Annotated in this window: 16 protein-coding genes, 1 other RNA gene and 1 pseudogene; 8 read left to right on the forward strand and 10 right to left on the reverse strand. The window is 67.6% G+C overall.

The window, feature by feature from the left end:
- Positions 1-4 precede the first annotated feature (4 nt).
- The gene (locus ACHWVH_RS09445) at positions 5-739 is read left to right on the forward strand and encodes an SDR family oxidoreductase (protein WP_017909475.1); all 735 of its coding nucleotides are present in this window, start codon (positions 5-7) and stop codon (positions 737-739) included.
- Positions 733-2,193 (forward strand): efflux transporter outer membrane subunit, encoded by a 1,461-nt coding sequence (locus ACHWVH_RS09450; protein WP_394687042.1) that lies wholly within the window; start codon positions 733-735, stop codon positions 2,191-2,193. Before ACHWVH_RS09445 ends, ACHWVH_RS09450 begins: the two co-directional genes overlap by 7 nt.
- Before the next feature lie 384 nt (positions 2,194-2,577).
- On the opposite strand, the gene ACHWVH_RS09455 is transcribed toward ACHWVH_RS09450, so the two are convergent.
- Complete coding sequence (locus ACHWVH_RS09455) at positions 2,578-3,570, reverse strand: diguanylate cyclase (RefSeq protein WP_052250742.1); 993 nt, start codon at positions 3,568-3,570, stop codon at positions 2,578-2,580.
- Positions 3,571-4,075: 505 nt separating this feature from the next.
- Complete coding sequence (locus ACHWVH_RS09460) at positions 4,076-4,249, reverse strand: hypothetical protein (protein WP_167336246.1); 174 nt, start codon at positions 4,247-4,249, stop codon at positions 4,076-4,078.
- Positions 4,250-4,661: 412 nt separating this feature from the next.
- On the opposite strand from ACHWVH_RS09460, the pseudogene ACHWVH_RS09465 reads away from it, so the two are divergent.
- Positions 4,662-4,815: pseudogene (locus tag ACHWVH_RS09465) on the forward strand (IS30 family transposase); the annotation flags it as partial.
- 78 nt (positions 4,816-4,893) lie between these two features.
- Here the strand turns inward: ACHWVH_RS09465 and ACHWVH_RS09470 are convergent.
- From ACHWVH_RS09470 to ACHWVH_RS09490, 5 genes are all read right to left on the reverse strand, one after another.
- On the reverse strand, positions 4,894-5,217 hold the full coding sequence (locus ACHWVH_RS09470) for a hypothetical protein (protein ID WP_152182078.1): 324 nt from the start codon (positions 5,215-5,217) through the stop codon (positions 4,894-4,896).
- Positions 5,218-5,451: 234 nt separating this feature from the next.
- On the reverse strand, positions 5,452-6,273 hold the full coding sequence (locus tag ACHWVH_RS09475) for an enterotoxin A family protein (RefSeq protein ID WP_167336245.1): 822 nt from the start codon (positions 6,271-6,273) through the stop codon (positions 5,452-5,454).
- Positions 6,270-6,446, reverse strand: a complete 177-nt coding sequence (locus tag ACHWVH_RS09480) for a hypothetical protein (protein ID WP_295910672.1) — start codon at positions 6,444-6,446, stop codon at positions 6,270-6,272. Before ACHWVH_RS09480 ends, ACHWVH_RS09475 begins: the two co-directional genes overlap by 4 nt.
- Positions 6,447-6,835: 389 nt before the next feature.
- Positions 6,836-7,187, reverse strand: a transfer-messenger RNA (tmRNA) gene (gene ssrA, locus ACHWVH_RS09485).
- A gap of 107 nt (positions 7,188-7,294) precedes the next feature.
- Positions 7,295-7,720, reverse strand: coding sequence for a hypothetical protein (locus ACHWVH_RS09490; protein WP_295928618.1), 426 nt, complete (start codon positions 7,718-7,720; stop codon positions 7,295-7,297).
- A 46-nt stretch (positions 7,721-7,766) separates the two neighbouring features.
- On the opposite strand from ACHWVH_RS09490, the gene ACHWVH_RS09495 reads away from it, so the two are divergent.
- Positions 7,767-10,016 carry a S8 family peptidase gene (locus ACHWVH_RS09495; protein ID WP_295928635.1) on the forward strand — a complete coding sequence of 750 codons (2,250 nt, stop codon included), beginning with the start codon at positions 7,767-7,769 and terminating at the stop codon, positions 10,014-10,016.
- A gap of 468 nt (positions 10,017-10,484) precedes the next feature.
- On the opposite strand, the gene smpB is transcribed toward ACHWVH_RS09495, so the two are convergent.
- On the reverse strand, positions 10,485-10,988 hold the full coding sequence (gene smpB / locus ACHWVH_RS09500) for an SsrA-binding protein SmpB (protein WP_010344270.1): 504 nt from the start codon (positions 10,986-10,988) through the stop codon (positions 10,485-10,487).
- Positions 10,989-11,046: 58 nt separating this feature from the next.
- Here smpB and ACHWVH_RS09505 point away from each other — a divergent pair, with 58 nt between their 5' ends.
- Together ACHWVH_RS09505 and ACHWVH_RS09510 are read left to right on the forward strand one after the other, a co-directional pair.
- On the forward strand, positions 11,047-11,478 hold the full coding sequence (locus tag ACHWVH_RS09505) for a ubiquinone-binding protein (RefSeq protein ID WP_026144297.1): 432 nt from the start codon (positions 11,047-11,049) through the stop codon (positions 11,476-11,478).
- Positions 11,479-11,483: 5 nt separating this feature from the next.
- Positions 11,484-11,738: an RnfH family protein gene (locus ACHWVH_RS09510; RefSeq protein WP_152235801.1), complete on the forward strand. Its 255-nt coding sequence runs from the start codon at positions 11,484-11,486 to the stop codon at positions 11,736-11,738.
- Between the two features lie 27 nt (positions 11,739-11,765).
- Here the strand turns inward: ACHWVH_RS09510 and ACHWVH_RS09515 are convergent, their stop codons facing one another.
- Positions 11,766-12,164, reverse strand: a complete 399-nt coding sequence (locus ACHWVH_RS09515; RefSeq protein WP_017908545.1) for an outer membrane protein assembly factor BamE — start codon at positions 12,162-12,164, stop codon at positions 11,766-11,768.
- Between the two features lie 103 nt (positions 12,165-12,267).
- Between ACHWVH_RS09515 and fur the strand changes: the two genes are divergently transcribed.
- A complete protein-coding gene (gene fur, locus ACHWVH_RS09520; RefSeq protein WP_026143876.1) occupies positions 12,268-12,690 on the forward strand; it encodes a ferric iron uptake transcriptional regulator in 423 nt (140 codons plus the stop codon).
- Between the two features lie 463 nt (positions 12,691-13,153).
- On the opposite strand, the gene recN is transcribed toward fur, so the two are convergent.
- Positions 13,154-14,815 carry a DNA repair protein RecN gene (gene recN, locus ACHWVH_RS09525; protein WP_394687043.1) on the reverse strand — a complete coding sequence of 554 codons (1,662 nt, stop codon included), beginning with the start codon at positions 14,813-14,815 and terminating at the stop codon, positions 13,154-13,156.
- A gap of 111 nt (positions 14,816-14,926) precedes the next feature.
- On the opposite strand from recN, the gene hrcA reads away from it, so the two are divergent.
- Positions 14,927-15,985: a heat-inducible transcriptional repressor HrcA gene (gene hrcA, locus ACHWVH_RS09530; RefSeq protein ID WP_017908542.1), complete on the forward strand. Its 1,059-nt coding sequence runs from the start codon at positions 14,927-14,929 to the stop codon at positions 15,983-15,985.
- The last annotated feature ends 145 nt before the right edge of the window (positions 15,986-16,130 follow it).

The following is a 16,130-nucleotide window of genomic DNA, read 5'->3' on the forward strand; positions in this document are numbered from 1 at the left end:
CGCAATGAACGCAGCACACAAGATCGCCCTGGTCACCGGCGCCACCCGCGGCATCGGCCTGCACACCGTGCGGCAGCTGGCCGAAGCCGGCGTGCACACCCTGCTGGCCGGGCGCGACGCCACCCGCGCCAGCGCCGCGGCCCTGGAACTGCAGGGCGAGGGCCTGCCGGTGGAGCCGTTGACCCTGGACGTCACCGACGCCGCCAGCATCGCCGCCGCAGTGGAGACGGTGCGCGCACGCCATGGGCGGCTGGACATCCTGGTCAACAACGCCGGCATCCTGCGCGACGACCCGCGCCTGAGCGTGTCGCAGCAGAGCCTGGAGACCTGGCGCGAGACCTTCGACACCAACCTGTTCGGCCTGATCGCGGTCACCCAGGGGTTCCTGCCGCTGCTGCGCGAGGCGCCGGCCGCGCGCATCGTCAACGTCTCCAGCGTGCTCGGTTCGCTCGCCCTGCATAGCCAGCCCGGGTCGCCGATCTACGACTTCAAGGTGCCGGCCTACAACGTGTCCAAGAGCGCGGTGAATGCCTGGACCATCCAGCTGGCCTACGAACTGCGCGAGACCCCGATCAAGGTCAACACCATCCACCCCGGCTACGTGAAGACCGACATGAACGCGGGCGAGGGCGAGCTGGAAGTGGCCGACGGCGCGCGCAGCAGCGTGATGATGGCGCTGCTCGACGCCGACGGCCCCACCGGCAGCTACACCCATGTCGGACAGGTGCTGCCATGGTGATCCGTCCCGTCTTCGGCGCACTGGCGCTGGCGCTGCTCAGCGCCTGCGCCAGCGTCGGCCCCGACTACCGCGCACCGGCGCAGCCGCCGGTGACCCTGCAAGGCACCGCGTCGCCGGTGTTCGCGACCGACTCGCCGGTCGCGTCCTGGTGGGCGCAGTTCGACGACCCGGTGCTGGAACAGCTGGTGCACGACGGCCTGGTCGCCAACCTGGACCTGCGCCTCGCCCTGGCGCGCGTGCACGAGGCGCGCGCGGTCTTCGCCGAGCAGCGTCTGGACCAGGCGCCGCATGTCACCGCCGGCGGCGACTACACCCGCGGCAAGGCCCCGGACGCGGACGCCGGCGGCGCGCGCGTGCTCACCGAAAGCTACCGGCTGGGCTTCGATGCTGCCTGGGAGCTGGACCTGTTCGGGCGCCAGCGCCGCGCCAGCGAAGCGGCGCGTGCGAACCTGGAAGCCGAACAGGCGGGCCTGGCCGACGCCCAGGTCACCGTGGCCGCGGAGGTGGCACGCAACTACTTCGCCCTGCGCGGCACGCAGAAGCGCATCGTGCTGGCGCGGACCACGCTGGACAACCTGCGCGACACCCAGCGGCTGACCGAGACCCGTTGGCGACTGGGCGCCGGCAGCGAACTGGACGTGCAGAGCAGCCGCGCGCGGCTGAAGGCGATCGAGGCCGACATCCCGCTGCTGGAAGTCGATGCCGCACAGGCGCGGCACCGGCTGGCGGTGCTGCTGGGCAAGCCGCCGGGCGCGCTCGACGCACTGCTGGCGCCGCAGCCGACCCCGGCCTATGCGCGGGCCTTGCCGCTGGGCGATACCACGCAGTTGCTGCGCCGGCGTCCGGACGTGCGCATCGCCGAACGCCGTCTGGCGGCGGCGACCGCGCGCGTCGGCGTGGCCACCGCCGACCTGTTCCCGCGGATCAGTCTGTCCGGTTTCGTCGGCTTCCTGTCCGGCGATGCCGGCGCCTTGCTGCACGGCCGCAGCAAGGCCTGGTCGCTGACCCCGTCGATCCAGTGGGCGGCGTTCGACATCGGCAGCGTGCGGGCACGCCTGCGCGCGAGCGAGGCGCAGGCCGACGGCGCCGCGGCCGACTACGAGAAAGCCGTGCTCGGCGCACTGGAGGACACCGAGAACGCCTTGACCGCCTATGCCCACGAACAAGCGCGGCTGGCGATCGTGGCCGAACAGACGCAGGCGGCGCAGCGTGCCGAAGCGCTGGCGCAGATCCGCTATCGCGAAGGCTCGGAGGATTTCCTGACTCTGCTCGATGCGCAGCGCACGCAACTGACCGCCGAGGCGGCCCTGGCCGACGCCGAAGCGGCGGTGAACATCGGCGTGGTGCGGGTGTACAAGGCGCTTGGTGGTTGGGGGCAGGACGCGGGCACGGAGGCCGGCAGTAGGGACGTCGCGACCACCGCGGTGGCGGCGTCCGCGGTGCAGGCGCCCTGAGCAGGGCGCTGCAGCTGCCGCGGTGCGGGCCGACCGTTCGCACCGCGGCGCTTGGTCGGCACCGCTCGTCATGTGCTCTCGCCGCCATCCGGCCGCGTCCCAGGTTTGTCTGCAGGAGCGGCGTCAGCCGCGCCGGGCGTTCCCGCTGAAGCCCGGCGCGGCTGCATGGCAGGCGACTCCCGCAATGGCGTGCGGCGAGCCCTCCGTGTGCACTGTGGGATGGACTTCAGTCCCGACGCAGTGGGCCATCGGAACGCACACCACTTCGCACGGCATGACAGGTGACGCCCTCACGATGCTTCCTGCCATTGGAGCCGCCCTGGTGACGGCTACCGGACCGAAGGCCAGCCGGGCACGCGGCAGATCGCTGCGGGTGCTGGTCGCTCAGTCCTGCGCCACGTCCTCGGCGATCACATAACGGTCGCGGCCGTTGTTCTTGGCCTGGTACAGCGCGGTGTCTGCGCGCGAGAACCAGTCGTGCCACTGCACCTCGTCGCACAGCATCGCCGCACCCAGCGACACGGTGATGGTGCCGTTGGGGCCGCGCAGCGCAGAGCGGGTGGCATCGTGCAGGCGCCTGGCGAAGGCGGACAGTTCGGTCGCGGACTGCAGCCGTGCCACCACCACGAACTCCTCGCCGCCGAACCGGAACACCTCGTCCGGCGCACGTACCTGCGCGCGCAGTAGCGCGGCCAGCTCGGCCAGCACCCGGTCGCCCTCGGCATGGCCGTAGAGGTCGTTGACCTCCTTGAAGTGATCGATGTCGAGCACGATCAGCCCATGCCGGCGAGTCGCACGACGCGGATCGGCCACCCGTTGCGACAGGCTGCGCTCGAGCATGCGGCGGTTCGGCAGCCCGGTCAGCGAATCGTGCGACGCCAGTTGTTCCAGCTGCACGCGATCGCCTTCCACCCGCAACGCGAGCATGTAGCCCAGCCCGGTGATCAGCAACGACACCGAGATCATCGAAAAGAAGTGCTCGGCACCCAGGGTGCTCGGGGTCACCACCAGCAGCACCGCGATCAGCGTGGCATTGCAGGCCAGCGCGACATGGCGCGTCACCACGAAGAAATTGCTCATCATCACCAGGTACAGCCACGGCACCGCGGCGTGGCGCAGTGCATGGCAGGCCAGGGCGCTCCCCAGCAACCAGCTCAGCGACAGCAGCGGATCCATGCGGCCGTCGCCACGGTGCAGCGCCAGCCAGGTCGCCAGCGCGGCCAGGCCGGCCAGCGCGGCGCCGGCCAGTGCAGTCAACGGCGCGCCGATCGCCATCTGATAGACGGCGAACAGCAGCAGCACCCCGGCCGTGGACGGACCGAGTGTCTTGATGATGCCGAGCCGGAAGTGCCGACGCAGGGTCAATCCGGCGCTCACGGGGCTGGACTCCGGAGCGGCGCAAGTTCATTGCAGGCGGGCTGGCGAGGGCGGGCAACGAACATGGCGACGTCAGGATGGCGAAGAGGTGTTGCGGTGGCAGAGGCAAGTTCCATGCCTGAGGTTCTTTTGTGGTGAATATCCCGAAGCTGACCGCGGCGCAGCGGGATTGCCGACACGTATGGCATCACGACGACGTCGCATTGGCGGAGGGATCGGCGTCGCGCCGATCAACCTGCGCCACGCGGCAGACGTTGTCTGGCGGCGGGTGGTACAGCGCTGTTGCGAGGACGCTCGCGCCTGCCTCTACCCGCCGGAGAGGGTGGCGCGCAGCGCCGGATGAGGGCACGGGCGAAGCGGGGCGCTAGCCGGGCAAACCGTACTCTCGTCGCGTGGGGGCGGTGTTGTGTGCAGATGGACGCAGCGCCGGCCGGACGGGCTATCTCTGCAGCGCTACCGTCGCCGGCGCGATGGGATGAGCAAGACGTGCCGGCCAGGAGGCGGGTTACGCTTCGCTGCCGTCGATGGCCTTCAACCCCTTCTGGCTGAGCGCCAGATCGCCGTCCTCGCCTTGCGCCGCGTAGTCCTCGCGCACCGCCCAGGTCGCCTCGGCTTCGCTGACCGGGGTGGTGGCATGGATGTCCTGCAGGATACGCAGTTGTTCCTGGGTCAATGGCATGGGGAGTGTCCGAATCGAGGAGGGCGTCTGCCACCGTACAGACCGGCGGTGACGGGTATGTCGGCGCGTCGCCGATGCCGCCATCGCCAGTGCCCGCCTAGGCTCTTGGCGGCGGCGCGGTTGGCATGCGCCGTCATCGCACGGCAACGACGCCGCCGACATCATTTCGCAACGCCTCAAGGACGCCGGCGTAACGGACACGGACGCATGATGCGCCTACCAGCTGTGCGGCCGGGGCGATGCCTGGGGCTGCTTCAAGGATGCAGGCATCCGCGGCTGGACCACTTTCTTCGCGCACCGGCAGGTAGATCGCCTGCTGGTGCGTTGGCATGTCAGCTGGCACTGCGCGAGGCCATGCGCGGCCTGCCGCGCATGGTCGCCTCAGGCGCTCCTGGGTGCCGAACAGCCGTGCATCGTGCATCGTCCGGAGCAGGTGGAGCAACGCCTAGTGCCGAGGCATTGGGAAGGGCGACCTGATCAAGGGCGCGTTCAACCGTTCGTGCGTGGGCAGGCTGGTGGAGCGCAAGGCCCGGCTGGCGGTGCTGTGCGAGAGCAGGGGGCCCGGCCGGCCTCGGAATCCTCAGGTCCCCCACGTATGCTCCGGCTCCTGCGCGTCGTCCACACCCGCCTGGCATCCAGTCGTTCTAATTGGCTAATTCAACGGCCTTTACCGGCTTGTACGCGGCTCCGTCTCCTTCCAGGATGACTTTGACCTTCATCTGGAGGATTTGTGCGGTTTGCGCCAGTTTCAGAATGTTCTGGCCTGCAATATCTCCGCAATACCACTCTCCGCCCTGGAAGTTATGTCCTGTGGGTGACCCCGCGATCTGAAAGAAACAGGTGCTCCCGGTATTGTTCGCCTTGACATTTCTCAGGTATCCGGTTTCGGTATATTCGCCTGCCATTGCATTCAGGCTCAATGACGAAAGGCAGATTGCGATTGCAAAGGCTGGGGGCTTGATTTTCATTGTCGTGCTCCTGTTTTTTCGTGTGGGTCCACTAAAACGAACGACTGCAATGCGCAGACTCGTGTGGGGTGTGGACATCTGTTTGGTTTGTGGCCGTCTACAGTATTTTTGGGGGGGCATCAGATAGAACGTGCACCACCCACTCTCCCGGCAAGCGCAATGCCCGCTGGGTAAACGGTGGTTCGATTTTTCAGGGAAATACTGTGCTGGAGACGGACGTCGGTATGTCGATGGTCAAAGTATAATGCTGGATATTATTTGTTTGTCATAGAGCCTTTTGATGATTTCGTACCTGGGGCATGAATGCGAGGATGCTCTCGATCTGCTCGATGCCGGGAAGCCGTTCGCCGCGTCGCAGACGAAGCGCAGCGGTAGTTCCATCGCATGCTCATTGAGCGCCAGTACCACCTGGCTCGCTGGCTCGTCTACCACCAGGTATGGTGAGTCGCTGGGCTGTTCTCCATCGAAATCAGCGTTGAAAGCGTCCGAAAGATTCCATCGATCCTCCCAGAAGTCGTTCGAGTACAGCACCGAGTCTTCGTCATCGTAATAGTCGTCGACCATCTCTTGGTTGAGCTCGGCGTGACTGATGACTCTGCCGAAAGGAAACCCATCGACCGCCACATATTCGGACATGCCGTCATAGTCGATGATGAGTTGATTGATTCTTTGCCATTCCGGGGAGCCCGCCACATGGCTGTCGCGGACTCTTTGCAGGGAGGACGAAACACTATAGAAATTGCTGCCCGGCATGATCATGTAGATCCATGCGCTCTGATCGCTGCCGACCATGCTCAGGCAATGGTTGACGACTGCTTTCAAATCCGAGCTCGTCGATACGAAGGCGGAGGTATAATGCTCGACACTTTCTCCGGTGAAGTGATGGGCGAGGTCGTAGTCGCGGATTCTGCCGTTGTTGTGCGGATAGAACCCGCCGGCTTGTTGAATTTCATCGGGTGACCGCGTATCGCATCTGAAAAGAAAATCTGGTGGGTCGTTTGCCCAGGCCAGTGAAGGACAGATGATGAGACAGAATAGACAGAGCAGATTTTTCAATTCCAGAACTCCAGCAGATTTCTCAAGGCGATGGCTCCATAGGCGATGAATATGGAAATGATTGTATTTATTGAATATGTACAATTATTAAACTCGCCAATGAAAATGGGCGAAAACTCATTGGCATTTGCGATTGGGTTTTCATATTCAGCCCCATGGTCGGGCAGTTCCATGCCCCCGGCCTTGATGGTGTAGGGGGCGCGCCTGCTTCCCTCGCAACGCGGACAGCGCTTGGCTCGGGAAATCGTCGTTCATGCTCGCGTCCTGTCGCATCCGATCGAATGCCCCCGAGAGTGCTGCAGCGGCGCGCGAGGCAGCCAGACGGGCGACATCGCCCATCGGTAGAAAACGGGGTGCACCAAGTGGCTCGGGCCAGCGAGGGTCCGAAGATCGGTGGGAGCGAAGATGCGCGCCTATGGCACAGCCGGGCGGCGCAGAAAATAAGGCTTCGGCACGGGGTTTGATACCTCGTTTGATACCTGGACCAGGCTCAAATCGATCATCAAACCCCGGGCCAAACCTTCGTAGAATCAAGCGTTTACTGCTCTTTTCCGCGATCAGATGGTGGAGGTGGGCGGAATCGAACCGCCGTCCGAAGGCACTCCATCCCCGGCACTACATGCTTAGCTCATCGTTGGATCTCGCCCCGGAACAGCACGATGTGCGAAGCGCATCCCGGGACCAGCCTGCTTGATTTAGCCAATGGCTGACAGGCAGCCACCACCGGCGATTCCGTGATAATGACCCTACGTCGCGAGCACGGACACAAGCGATTTCGGGGCTAGGCCTTAAGCGGCCAGTGCGTAGTTGTCGTCGTTGGCAACTATAAGTTTGCGGCTGGATTTACGAGGAAAGCTGCCCCCTCGGCATGCGCCAAGCGATTTTGCAACCCCCGTCGAAACCAGTGCACCCCCGGGGACAACGTCAAACGCTGACCCGCACAGTGTAGGGATCGGGGAGGCCAGTCACAAGCCTTGAGACGGGCCCCGCTTAAGCTGGCTTCACTGCGACGCCGGCCCTGTCACGCCGCCGTCCCCCAGGCATTCCCCCAGGCATGGAGCAGCGCAATGGCAAGCAGACAGCCGCGTGGCCGCAGCAACGGGCGTACGCCCAAGGCACCCGTCACGTCCTCGACGTCCACCCCCGGCAAGGCGCCGGCCAAGGCGCCGGCGAGATCTGCCGCCAAGCCGACAGCAACAGCGCGCAAGACGCCAGCGGGTGGTACGCGGGCTGCCAAGGCGGCGAAGAAGACGACGCCGGCATCGGCAGCTCCATCCACGAAGGGACCTGCATCGGCAAGGCTGGCAGCACCGGCCAGATCCGACGCCGCGGCTCCCGGCGCCAGCAGGCCTGCCTCGGCGACGCTCGCCGCCGCGCCACCGGCGGGCACCGCGCTGCGGCCCAAGGCCACCGGCGAAGGTTCGCTGGCGCAGGGGCGGGCACGCACGGTCGTCTACATCCATGGCATCGGCAACAAACCGCCGGCCGAGGTGTTGCGCTGCCAATGGGATCGCGCGCTGTTCGGTCGCGCGATGGGCGAGCGCACGCGCATGGCCTACTGGGTCAACCGCGAACGCTATCCGTCGCCGGAGCCCGGCGATTGCCAGGATCAGGACCGCGGCCCGGTGTTGAACCAGGCCGAGCAGCGCGTGCTCAGCGCACTCGGCGTGGCCCCGCAACTGGCCGATCTGCGCCAGCTCGCCGACACGCTGGCCGCCAGCGAGGCCGAGCGCGCACGGCTGCACCAAGTGCTGGACGAGGTGGAGGCGGCGGTGCCGGCACCGGCGGCTGCAGTCGCCGACGTGCACGCGCAGGGCGTGGTCGACGTGCTCAACCGCGCACTGCTGAAGCTGATCTCCGCGGCGCTGCTGCAGGACGTGCACGACTTCTTCTTCGTGCCGGCGCGGCGTACGCAGATGCGCGAGAGCCTGCTGCAGCGCATCCGCGCCGGTGGCGGCCCGTTCGTGGTCATCGCGCACAGCCAGGGCTCGCTGATCGCCTACGACGTGCTGCGCGAGCTGCAGCCGCAGGACTGCGAGGTGTCGCTGCTGCTCACGCTCGGCTCGCCGCTGGGGCTGCCGGTGGTGCGCAGCATGTTCAAGGAGTGGACCGGCACGCCGAAGCTGCCGTTCCCACCCTGCGTGGCGCGCTGGGTCAATGTCGCCGAACGGCGCGACCCGGTGGCGCTGGACGATGATCTCAGCGACGACATCGCCGATGCCGGCGGGCGCTTCCACAACATCGCCGGGTCGAAGATCAACCCGGATTGGCAGCACAACCCGCATTCGGCCGCCGGCTACCTGTCCATCCCCGACGTGCGCGCCGAGGTGCGGCGCGCGGTGGGCGTGGGCTTCGATCAGCCGATCGCGCATCCGGTGCTGATCAAGGACCTGTCCGACCAGTTGGAGGCGCGCGCGCCGGATTACCGGCATGAGGTGCTGATCGAACTGGAGAGGTTGTCCGAGGCCGGCGATCCGGCGCAGCGCAAGCATGATCTGATCGCCGCGTTGCGCACGCTCACCGAGGCCTCCACCGGCCTGCACGGCGAGGCGCTGGATGCGCAGATCGAACTGGAGGACACGCTGCAGCGCTACGTGTCGGCGCGGCTGACCCGGTTCGAGATCGAGAGCCTGCGCGAGCGCTATCGCGACCTCAACCTCAAGCGTTTGTGGCGCGATGCGGGCAAGCGCGCGCTGATCTACCAGTCGCGCAGCACGATCCAGGTGGACGCGGCACAGGTGGCCTATCGCGCGCTCGGCAGCGGCATCGGCTGGGCGGTGCTGGACAGCGGCATCGCCGCGGCGCATCCGCACTTCCATACCGCCGGGCAACCGGCGACCGTGCTTGCCCAGTGGGACTGCACCCAGCGCGGACGCCCGCGCGTGTTGCGCCCGGGCGAGGCCGGCTTCGACACGCTCGACGGCAATGGTCACGGTACCCACGTGGCCGGCATCATCGCCGGGCAGTGCGAAGCGCCGCTGCCCGGTTTGCCGGCCACTGCGCCACTGCAGTTCGCCGGCATGGCGCCGCTGGCGCGGCTGTACGGGCTGAAGGTGCTGGACGACGACGGCAACGGCCGCGACTCCTGGATCATCAAGGGCGTGCAGCAGGTGGCCGAGCTCAACGAGCGCGCCGGCGAGCTGGTGGTGCACGGGGTCAACCTGAGCCTGGGCGGCTACTTCGACGCCGAGAGCTACGGCTGCGGCTTCACCCCGCTATGCAACGAGTTGCGCCGGCTGTGGCGGCAAGGCGTGGTGGTGGTGATTGCCGCCGGCAACGACGGCCTGGCCTGGCTGATGCAGGGCGATGGCGAGGCTTACCCGCTGAACCTGGACCTGAGCATCGGCGACCCGGCCAACCTGGAGGAATCGCTGGCGGTCGGTTCGGTGCACAAGAGCAGCCCGCACAGCTACGGCATTTCGTATTTCTCTTCGCGTGGCCCGACCGCCGATGGCCGCTACAAGCCGGATCTGGTCGCGCCGGGCGAAAAGATCCTGTCGGCGCACCACGGCTATGCGCTCGAGGATCCCGGCACCTGGATGGTGGAGATGAGCGGCACCAGCATGGCGGCGGCGCATGTGTCCGGGTTGATCGCCGCGTTTCTGTCGGTGCGCCGCGAGTTCATCGGTGCGCCGGATCGGGTCAAACAACTGCTGCTGGCGCAGTGCCTGGACCTGCAGCGCGATCGCTACATGCAGGGCAGTGGGCTGCCGAGCCTGATGCGGATGCTTGGCGGGACGTGAGTGGGGCGGGGATGATCAGCCATTCGGCTGCTGAAAAGCCGGGGATTCGAAATTGGGGATTCGCAACGTCGGTTCCCTGGGCAGCGCGGTCTCCCGTGTGGGAGCGGCTTCAGCCGCGACGCGGTGAGGCCGGGATTTGGGGGCGGGGATCGAGGGGCGAAACAGGCTCGGAGGCCGCATCGCCTTTCATGTCGGAATCTGCTTTCGCCGCAACGGGTGACTGCCGATGTTTCCGGATGAGGGCATGAAACGGGCTGCGCGTCTTCTGCGGCCGGTGCGACCGAATCACGTCGCGTTCCGACTTCATCGCGTCGCGGCTGAAGCCGCTCCCACAAGGGCATCCATGCACCGCGGTGCGCTCTTGCGGCTGCCGTGCCACGGTGTTACGGCGTCGCACTTGCGGCTGAGCTTGTGGGAATGGGAGCTGCGGTTGCGACTCCCCAATCCCGAATCCCAAATCCCAGCTCCTCAGGCATTCTTGTTGTGCCGGCGCATGATGCGCTGCTTGTCGCGGGCCCAGTCGCGGTCCTTGGCCGCGTTGCGCTTGTCGTGGTCCTGCTTGCCCTTGGCCAGCGCGATCTCGAGCTTGATCTTGTTCTTGCTCCAGTACATCGCGGTGGGTACGAGGGTGTAGCCGTCGCGTTCGACGCGGCCGATCAGCTTGTCGATCTCGTTCCGGTGCAGCAGCAGCTTGCGCGTGCGGCGGTCGTCGGCCACCACGTGGGTGGAGGCCTGGATCAACGGGGTGATCTGCGCGCCGAACAGGAACAGCTCGCCCTGGCGCACGAAGGCGTAGCTCTCGCCGATGTTGGCGCGGCCGGCGCGGATCGACTTCACCTCCCAGCCCTGCAGGGCCAGGCCGGCCTCGTAGCGGTCCTCCAGGTGGTATTCGTGGCGCGCGCGCTTGTTCAGGGCGATGGTCTTGTTGGCCGTCGCGCCGTTTGCTTTATCCTTGGCGGGTTTCTTGCTCATCTTGCTATTGTCTCCGATTCGGGGCCTCCCGAACGTCTTGGTCCCACTTCCGTCCCGAATGCCTATCATCCGCCGCAGCGCTCTGGTCGAACACGCCGCAACGCGCATGTTCGATCTGGTCAACGACGTCGCCGCCTATCCGCGCCGGTTCGCCTGGTGCGATGCGGCGCATATCCTCGAGCAGAACGACCGCGTCCTGGTCGCGCGGCTGGACCTGGGTCTGGGTTCGTTCCGCACCTGGTTCACCACCGAGAACAGCCTGCAGCGCCCGGATCGCATCGATATGCAGCTGCGCGACGGTCCGTTCAAGCGCCTGCAGGGGCAGTGGACCTTCCAGGGCTTCAACGAGCACGCCAGCAAGGTCAGCCTGATGCTCGACTTCGAACCCGCCTCGCGCCTGCTGGGGCCGGCGCTGGCGCTGGGCTTCCAGAGCCTGGCCGACCGCATGGTCAACGACTTCGTGCGCGTGGCCGACCGGGAACAGGCCTAGCCGCCATGCAGATCGAGGTGGTGCTGGCTTGGCCGGAGCGCTTCGTGTCGCAGCGGCTGGATCTGCCGGAAGGCGCGACCGTCGCCGATGCGCTGGCCGCCGCCGCGTTGCCCGAAGCGACGCCCGGCATGCCATGCGCGGTCTACGGCGAAGTCGCCGCGCCGACGCGGCTGTTGCAGGACGGCGACCGGGTGGAACTGCTCAGGCCGTTGCTGATCGACCCGAAGGACGCCAGGCGACGCCGCGCCAAGCCGCGCTGAGCGGCGGGGCGCGACGCGGCCGCCGGCTCATTCGCCGCGGCGCTGCTTCTTCTTGTCCTTGGCCAGGTTGCGGCCGAACTGGCGCACGCTGTTCTTGGCCAGCTCTTCGTCCTGGTCCGGGAAGTAGTCGCCTTCCCAGCGGGTGACCATGTCGTTGTCGAAGAACACGACGAAGTTCTTGATCTCGGTACGGCCCACGCGATCGACACGCTCGGTGGAGGTGTAGTCCCAGCGCTGCGCATGGAACGGATCCGGGATCGAGGGGCTGCCCAGCAGCGCGCTGACCTGCTGCTTGCTCTGTCCGACCTTCAGCTGTTCGACGGCCGACGGCTTGATCAGATTGCCCTGGTAGATGGGCTGCTTGTAAATGATGCCGCAGCCAGCGGTGGACAGGGCAACAGCGGCGACCAGCAGGAGATTGCGCATCGGGGACAGGGCTGAATGAAATCACGTCAATGATACACTCCCGGCGACCGCCGCGACCCATTCCCAGGCAGCTGGCGATAAACCAGCTATGAACGGAGACGCCATGGAATCCCACGATCTGCGCAAAGTCGGCCTGAAGGTCACGCACCCCCGGATGCGCATCCTCGAGCTGCTGGAGCAGAAGTCGGCGCGGCACCACATGACCGCCGAGGAGATCTACCGGCAGTTGCTGGACCACGGCGACGAGATCGGTCTGGCCACCGTGTACCGGGTGCTGACGCAGTTCGAGGCGGCCGGGCTGGTGCTCAAGCACAACTTCGAGGGCGGCCAGGCGGTGTATGAGCTGGACCGCGGCGGCCACCACGACCACATGGTGGACGTGGATACCGGCAAGATCATCGAGTTCGAAAGCGCGGAGATCGAGGAATTGCAGCGCAAGATCGCCGCCGATCACGGCTACGAACTGGAAGAGCACTCGCTGGTGCTGTACGTGCGCAGCAAGCGGCCGAGCGGCAAGAAGGGTTGAGTTCTGCGGCCGGGCGAACCCGGTTAGCGTGTCGCCCCTTCCTGTGCGCCAGATGCGCTGGGGCTTCGCCACGTACCCTCACCCCAACCCCTCTCCCGGTGGGAGAGGGGCTAGGGCTTCTCCCTTCTCCCGTCGGGAGAAGGTGCCCCGCAGGGGCGGATGAGGGTGCGGGTGTCACCGCGCGGATCATGTCAGCGGGTCGCTCCGCGCCGGCCCCTCACCCTAACCCCTCTCCCGGTGGGAGAGGGGCTAAGGCGTCTCCCTTCTCCTGCCTGGAGGAGATGCCCCGCAGGGGCGCGGATGAGGGGCCGGGTGTTGCCGCGTGGATCACGTCAGCTGGTCGCTCTGCGCCGAACCCTCACCCCAACCCCTCTCCCGGTGGGAGAGGGGCATTTGATGCTTTCAGTGACCTGTGGCGCCTGAGCAGGGCTGCACTGCCAGGCGCTGCCCGATCGCCAGCCACTCAGCCCGCGCTGAGCAGCAGCCGCTTGGCCGCGGCGCGGGCTTCCTTGCTGACCTCGACCCCGCCCAGCATCCGTGCCAGTTCTTCCTCGCGCTGGCGCGGGGCCAGCAGTTCCACCGAGCTCTGGGTCATGCCTTCGACCGGCGCCTTGCTGACCCGGTAGTGGGCGTGGCCCTGGGCGGCGACCTGCGGCAGGTGGGTCACGCACAGCACCTGGCGCTGCTCGCCGAGCGCGCGCAGCTTCTTGCCGACGATGTCGGCGACGGCGCCGCCGATGCCCGAGTCCACTTCGTCGAAGACCATGGTCGGGACCGCGTCCAGGCCCAGCGCGGCGACCTCGATCGCCAGCGAGATGCGCGACAGTTCGCCGCCGGAGGCGACCTTGCGCAGGGCGCGCGGCGGCTGCCCGGCGTTGGCGGCGACCAGGAACTCGACCCGCTCGGCGCCGGCCGGGTCCGGCCGTTCGGTGTCGTGCGGCTCGAGCTGGATCAGGAAGCGCCCGCCGCCCATGCCCAGTTCGCCGATCAGCGCGGTGGTGTCGTGCGAGAGCGCCTGCGCTCCGCGGTCGCGGGTGGCGGTCAGGGCGGCCGCGGCGCCGCGCCAGGCCTGGGTGGCCTGGGCGATCTCGGCGTCGAGCACGTCCAGCCGCTCGCCGGCGCCGCGCAGGCTCTCCACTTCGGCCAGCAGGGCGTCGCGGTGGTCGGCCAGCGCGTCCACGCCGATCCGGTGCTTGCGCGCCAGGTCGTGCAGGCGGCCGAGCTTGCGTTCCATCTCGTCGAACTGCGCCGGGTCGGCATCCAGGTCGTCGCGGACCCGGTCGATCAGCGCCAGCGCTTCCTCCAGCTGGATGCCGGCGCTGTCGATCAGCGCCTGCACCTCGGCCAGGCGCGGGTCGTACTCGCCGACCTTGCCGAGTTCGTGGCGGGTCTGCTGCAGCAGGTCCAGCACCGCCGGCGCCTCGTCGCCGTTGAGCCGCTGCGCCGCGCCTTCGCAGGCGCCGATCAGCGCGGCGGCATGGGCCTGGCGACGGTGGTTGGCGTCCAGGGCGGCGATCGCCGCCGGATCCAGGTCCTCGCGCTGCAGCTCGGCCAGCTGGTGCTGCAGGAAACCGATGCGGTCGCTGACGTCGCCCTGCGCCAGCAGGGTCTCGCGCTCGCTGAGCAGGCCCTGCCAGCGGGCGGCGGCGGCGCGCACCGCGGCCCGCTCGGCCTCGTTGCGGGCGTAGGCGTCGAGCAGGCCGAGCTGGCTGCCGCGCGAGAGCAGGGCCTGGTGTTCGTGCTGGCCATGGATCTCGACCAGGTGGCCGGCCAGCTCGGCCAGTTGCGACAGGGTCACCGGGCGGCCGTTGATCCAGGCGCGGGAGCCGCCGTCGGCGCGGATCACCCGGCGCAGCTGGCAGTGTTCGTCGTCGTCGAGTTCGTTCTCGCGCAGCCAGGCGCGGGCCTGGGCGGGGGCGACGAACTCGGCCGACAGTTCGGCGCGGTCGGCGCCGTGGCGGACCACGCCGCTGTCGGCGCGCAGCCCGGACAGGAAGCCGAGCGCGTCCACCATCAGCGACTTGCCGGCGCCGGTTTCGCCGGACACCACGGTCATGCCGGGGCCGAATTCCAGTTCGGTGCCGCGTACGACGGCGAAATCCTTGATCGAGAGATGTCTGAGCATGGGGTCTGCATCCGGAGCCGCGCAACGCTAGCATGCGCGGGTAGGTGGGCCAATGACTTGCCAAGCCGGCGTGCAGACATTATCTAAGGACCAGTCTCACGGGTTGATTCCATGCGCGCTTCCCCGGTCCATTCCAGCCTCGATCCGCGTGCCCGGCAGCTGCTGCGCACGCTGATCTCGCGCTATATCCGCGACGGCGAGCCGGTCGGCTCGCAGACCCTGGCCCGGCATGCCGGGCTGGACGTGAGCCCGGCGACGATCCGCAACATCCTGGCCGACCTGGAGGACGCCGGGCTGCTCAGCTCGCCGCACACCTCGGCCGGGCGCGTGCCCACCGCCACCGGCTACCGGGTGTTCGTCGACAGCCTGGTGCAGATGCGCCCGCCGGCCGAAGGCGAGGTGGCACGGCTGCGCGCGGAGATGGCCAATGCCGCCGGCACCCAGGCCTTGCTCGGCAGCGCTTCGGAGCTGCTGTCGGCGATGACCCACTTCGTCGGCGTGGTCAGCGCGCCCAAGCGCGAGCAGTTCGCGTTCCGGCACATCGACTTCGTGCCGCTGGACGCGCGGCGGGTGCTGGCGATCCTGGTGTTCGCCGACAACGAGGTGCAGAACCGGGTCATCGAGCCGCGCAAGGCCTACGAGCCGGCCGAACTGGAGCGGGTGGCCAACTATCTGAACCGGCATTTCGCCGGGCGCGCCCTGGCCGACATCCGCGCCAGCCTGCTGCGCGACCTGCGCCACGCGCGCGACGAGATGGAGCAGCTGCTGGCGCACAGCGTCGAACTGGCCGAGCAGGCGCTGGCCCCGGCCGGCGACGACATGGTGCTGGCCGGGCAGACCAAGTTGATGGGCGTGCAGGACCTGTCGGACCTGGAGCGGCTGCGCGAGTTGTTCGAGGTCTTCGCCAGCAAGCGCGAACTCCTGCAACTGCTCGAACGCACCATCCGCGCGCCCGGCGTGCGCATCTTCATTGGCGAGGAAACCGGCATGGTGCCGCTGGAGAGCGTGTCGCTGGTGACCGCCCCGTACATGGCCGGCGGCCAGGTGCTGGGCGTGCTGGGCGTGATCGGCCCCAAGCGCATGGACTACGACCGGGTCATCCCCCTGGTCCAGACCGCCGCCGACGTCCTCGGCGCCCGCCTGGACCCATCCCCGCCCGGCGACCGCTGAGCCACGCGCAGGGCGCCGCCCGCAGCGCCCTCCGCCAGCCGACCGTCCCGCCGTACCAGGCGAATCCCCAATCCCGACTCCCCGGCTTTTCAGCAGCCGAATGGCTGATCATCCCGGATTCACTTGAATCCGCCCGCACCGCCCA

This window comes from uncultured Xanthomonas sp., assembly GCF_964278005.1.
GTDB classification, from domain to species: Bacteria; Pseudomonadota; Gammaproteobacteria; order Xanthomonadales; family Xanthomonadaceae; genus Xanthomonas_A; species Xanthomonas_A sontii.

Excerpts from the sequence above, each read along its gene's own strand:
- ACHWVH_RS09445 (WP_017909475.1), top strand. The coding sequence starts at position 5 with ATGAACGCAGCACACAAGATCGCCCTGGTCACCGGCGCCACCCGCGGC.
- ACHWVH_RS09450 (WP_394687042.1), top strand. The coding sequence starts at position 733 with ATGGTGATCCGTCCCGTCTTCGGCGCACTGGCGCTGGCGCTGCTCAGC.
- ACHWVH_RS09460 (WP_167336246.1), bottom strand. The coding sequence starts at position 4,249 with ATGCCATTGACCCAGGAACAACTGCGTATCCTGCAGGACATCCATGCC.
- ACHWVH_RS09470 (WP_152182078.1), bottom strand. The coding sequence starts at position 5,217 with ATGAAAATCAAGCCCCCAGCCTTTGCAATCGCAATCTGCCTTTCGTCA.
- ACHWVH_RS09480 (WP_295910672.1), bottom strand. The coding sequence starts at position 6,446 with ATGGAACTGCCCGACCATGGGGCTGAATATGAAAACCCAATCGCAAAT.
- smpB (WP_010344270.1), bottom strand. The coding sequence starts at position 10,988 with ATGAGCAAGAAACCCGCCAAGGATAAAGCAAACGGCGCGACGGCCAAC.
- ACHWVH_RS09505 (WP_026144297.1), top strand. The coding sequence starts at position 11,047 with ATGCCTATCATCCGCCGCAGCGCTCTGGTCGAACACGCCGCAACGCGC.
- ACHWVH_RS09510 (WP_152235801.1), top strand. The coding sequence starts at position 11,484 with ATGCAGATCGAGGTGGTGCTGGCTTGGCCGGAGCGCTTCGTGTCGCAG.
- ACHWVH_RS09515 (WP_017908545.1), bottom strand. The coding sequence starts at position 12,164 with ATGCGCAATCTCCTGCTGGTCGCCGCTGTTGCCCTGTCCACCGCTGGC.
- fur (WP_026143876.1), top strand. The coding sequence starts at position 12,268 with ATGGAATCCCACGATCTGCGCAAAGTCGGCCTGAAGGTCACGCACCCC.
- recN (WP_394687043.1), bottom strand. The coding sequence starts at position 14,815 with ATGCTCAGACATCTCTCGATCAAGGATTTCGCCGTCGTACGCGGCACC.
- hrcA (WP_017908542.1), top strand. The coding sequence starts at position 14,927 with ATGCGCGCTTCCCCGGTCCATTCCAGCCTCGATCCGCGTGCCCGGCAG.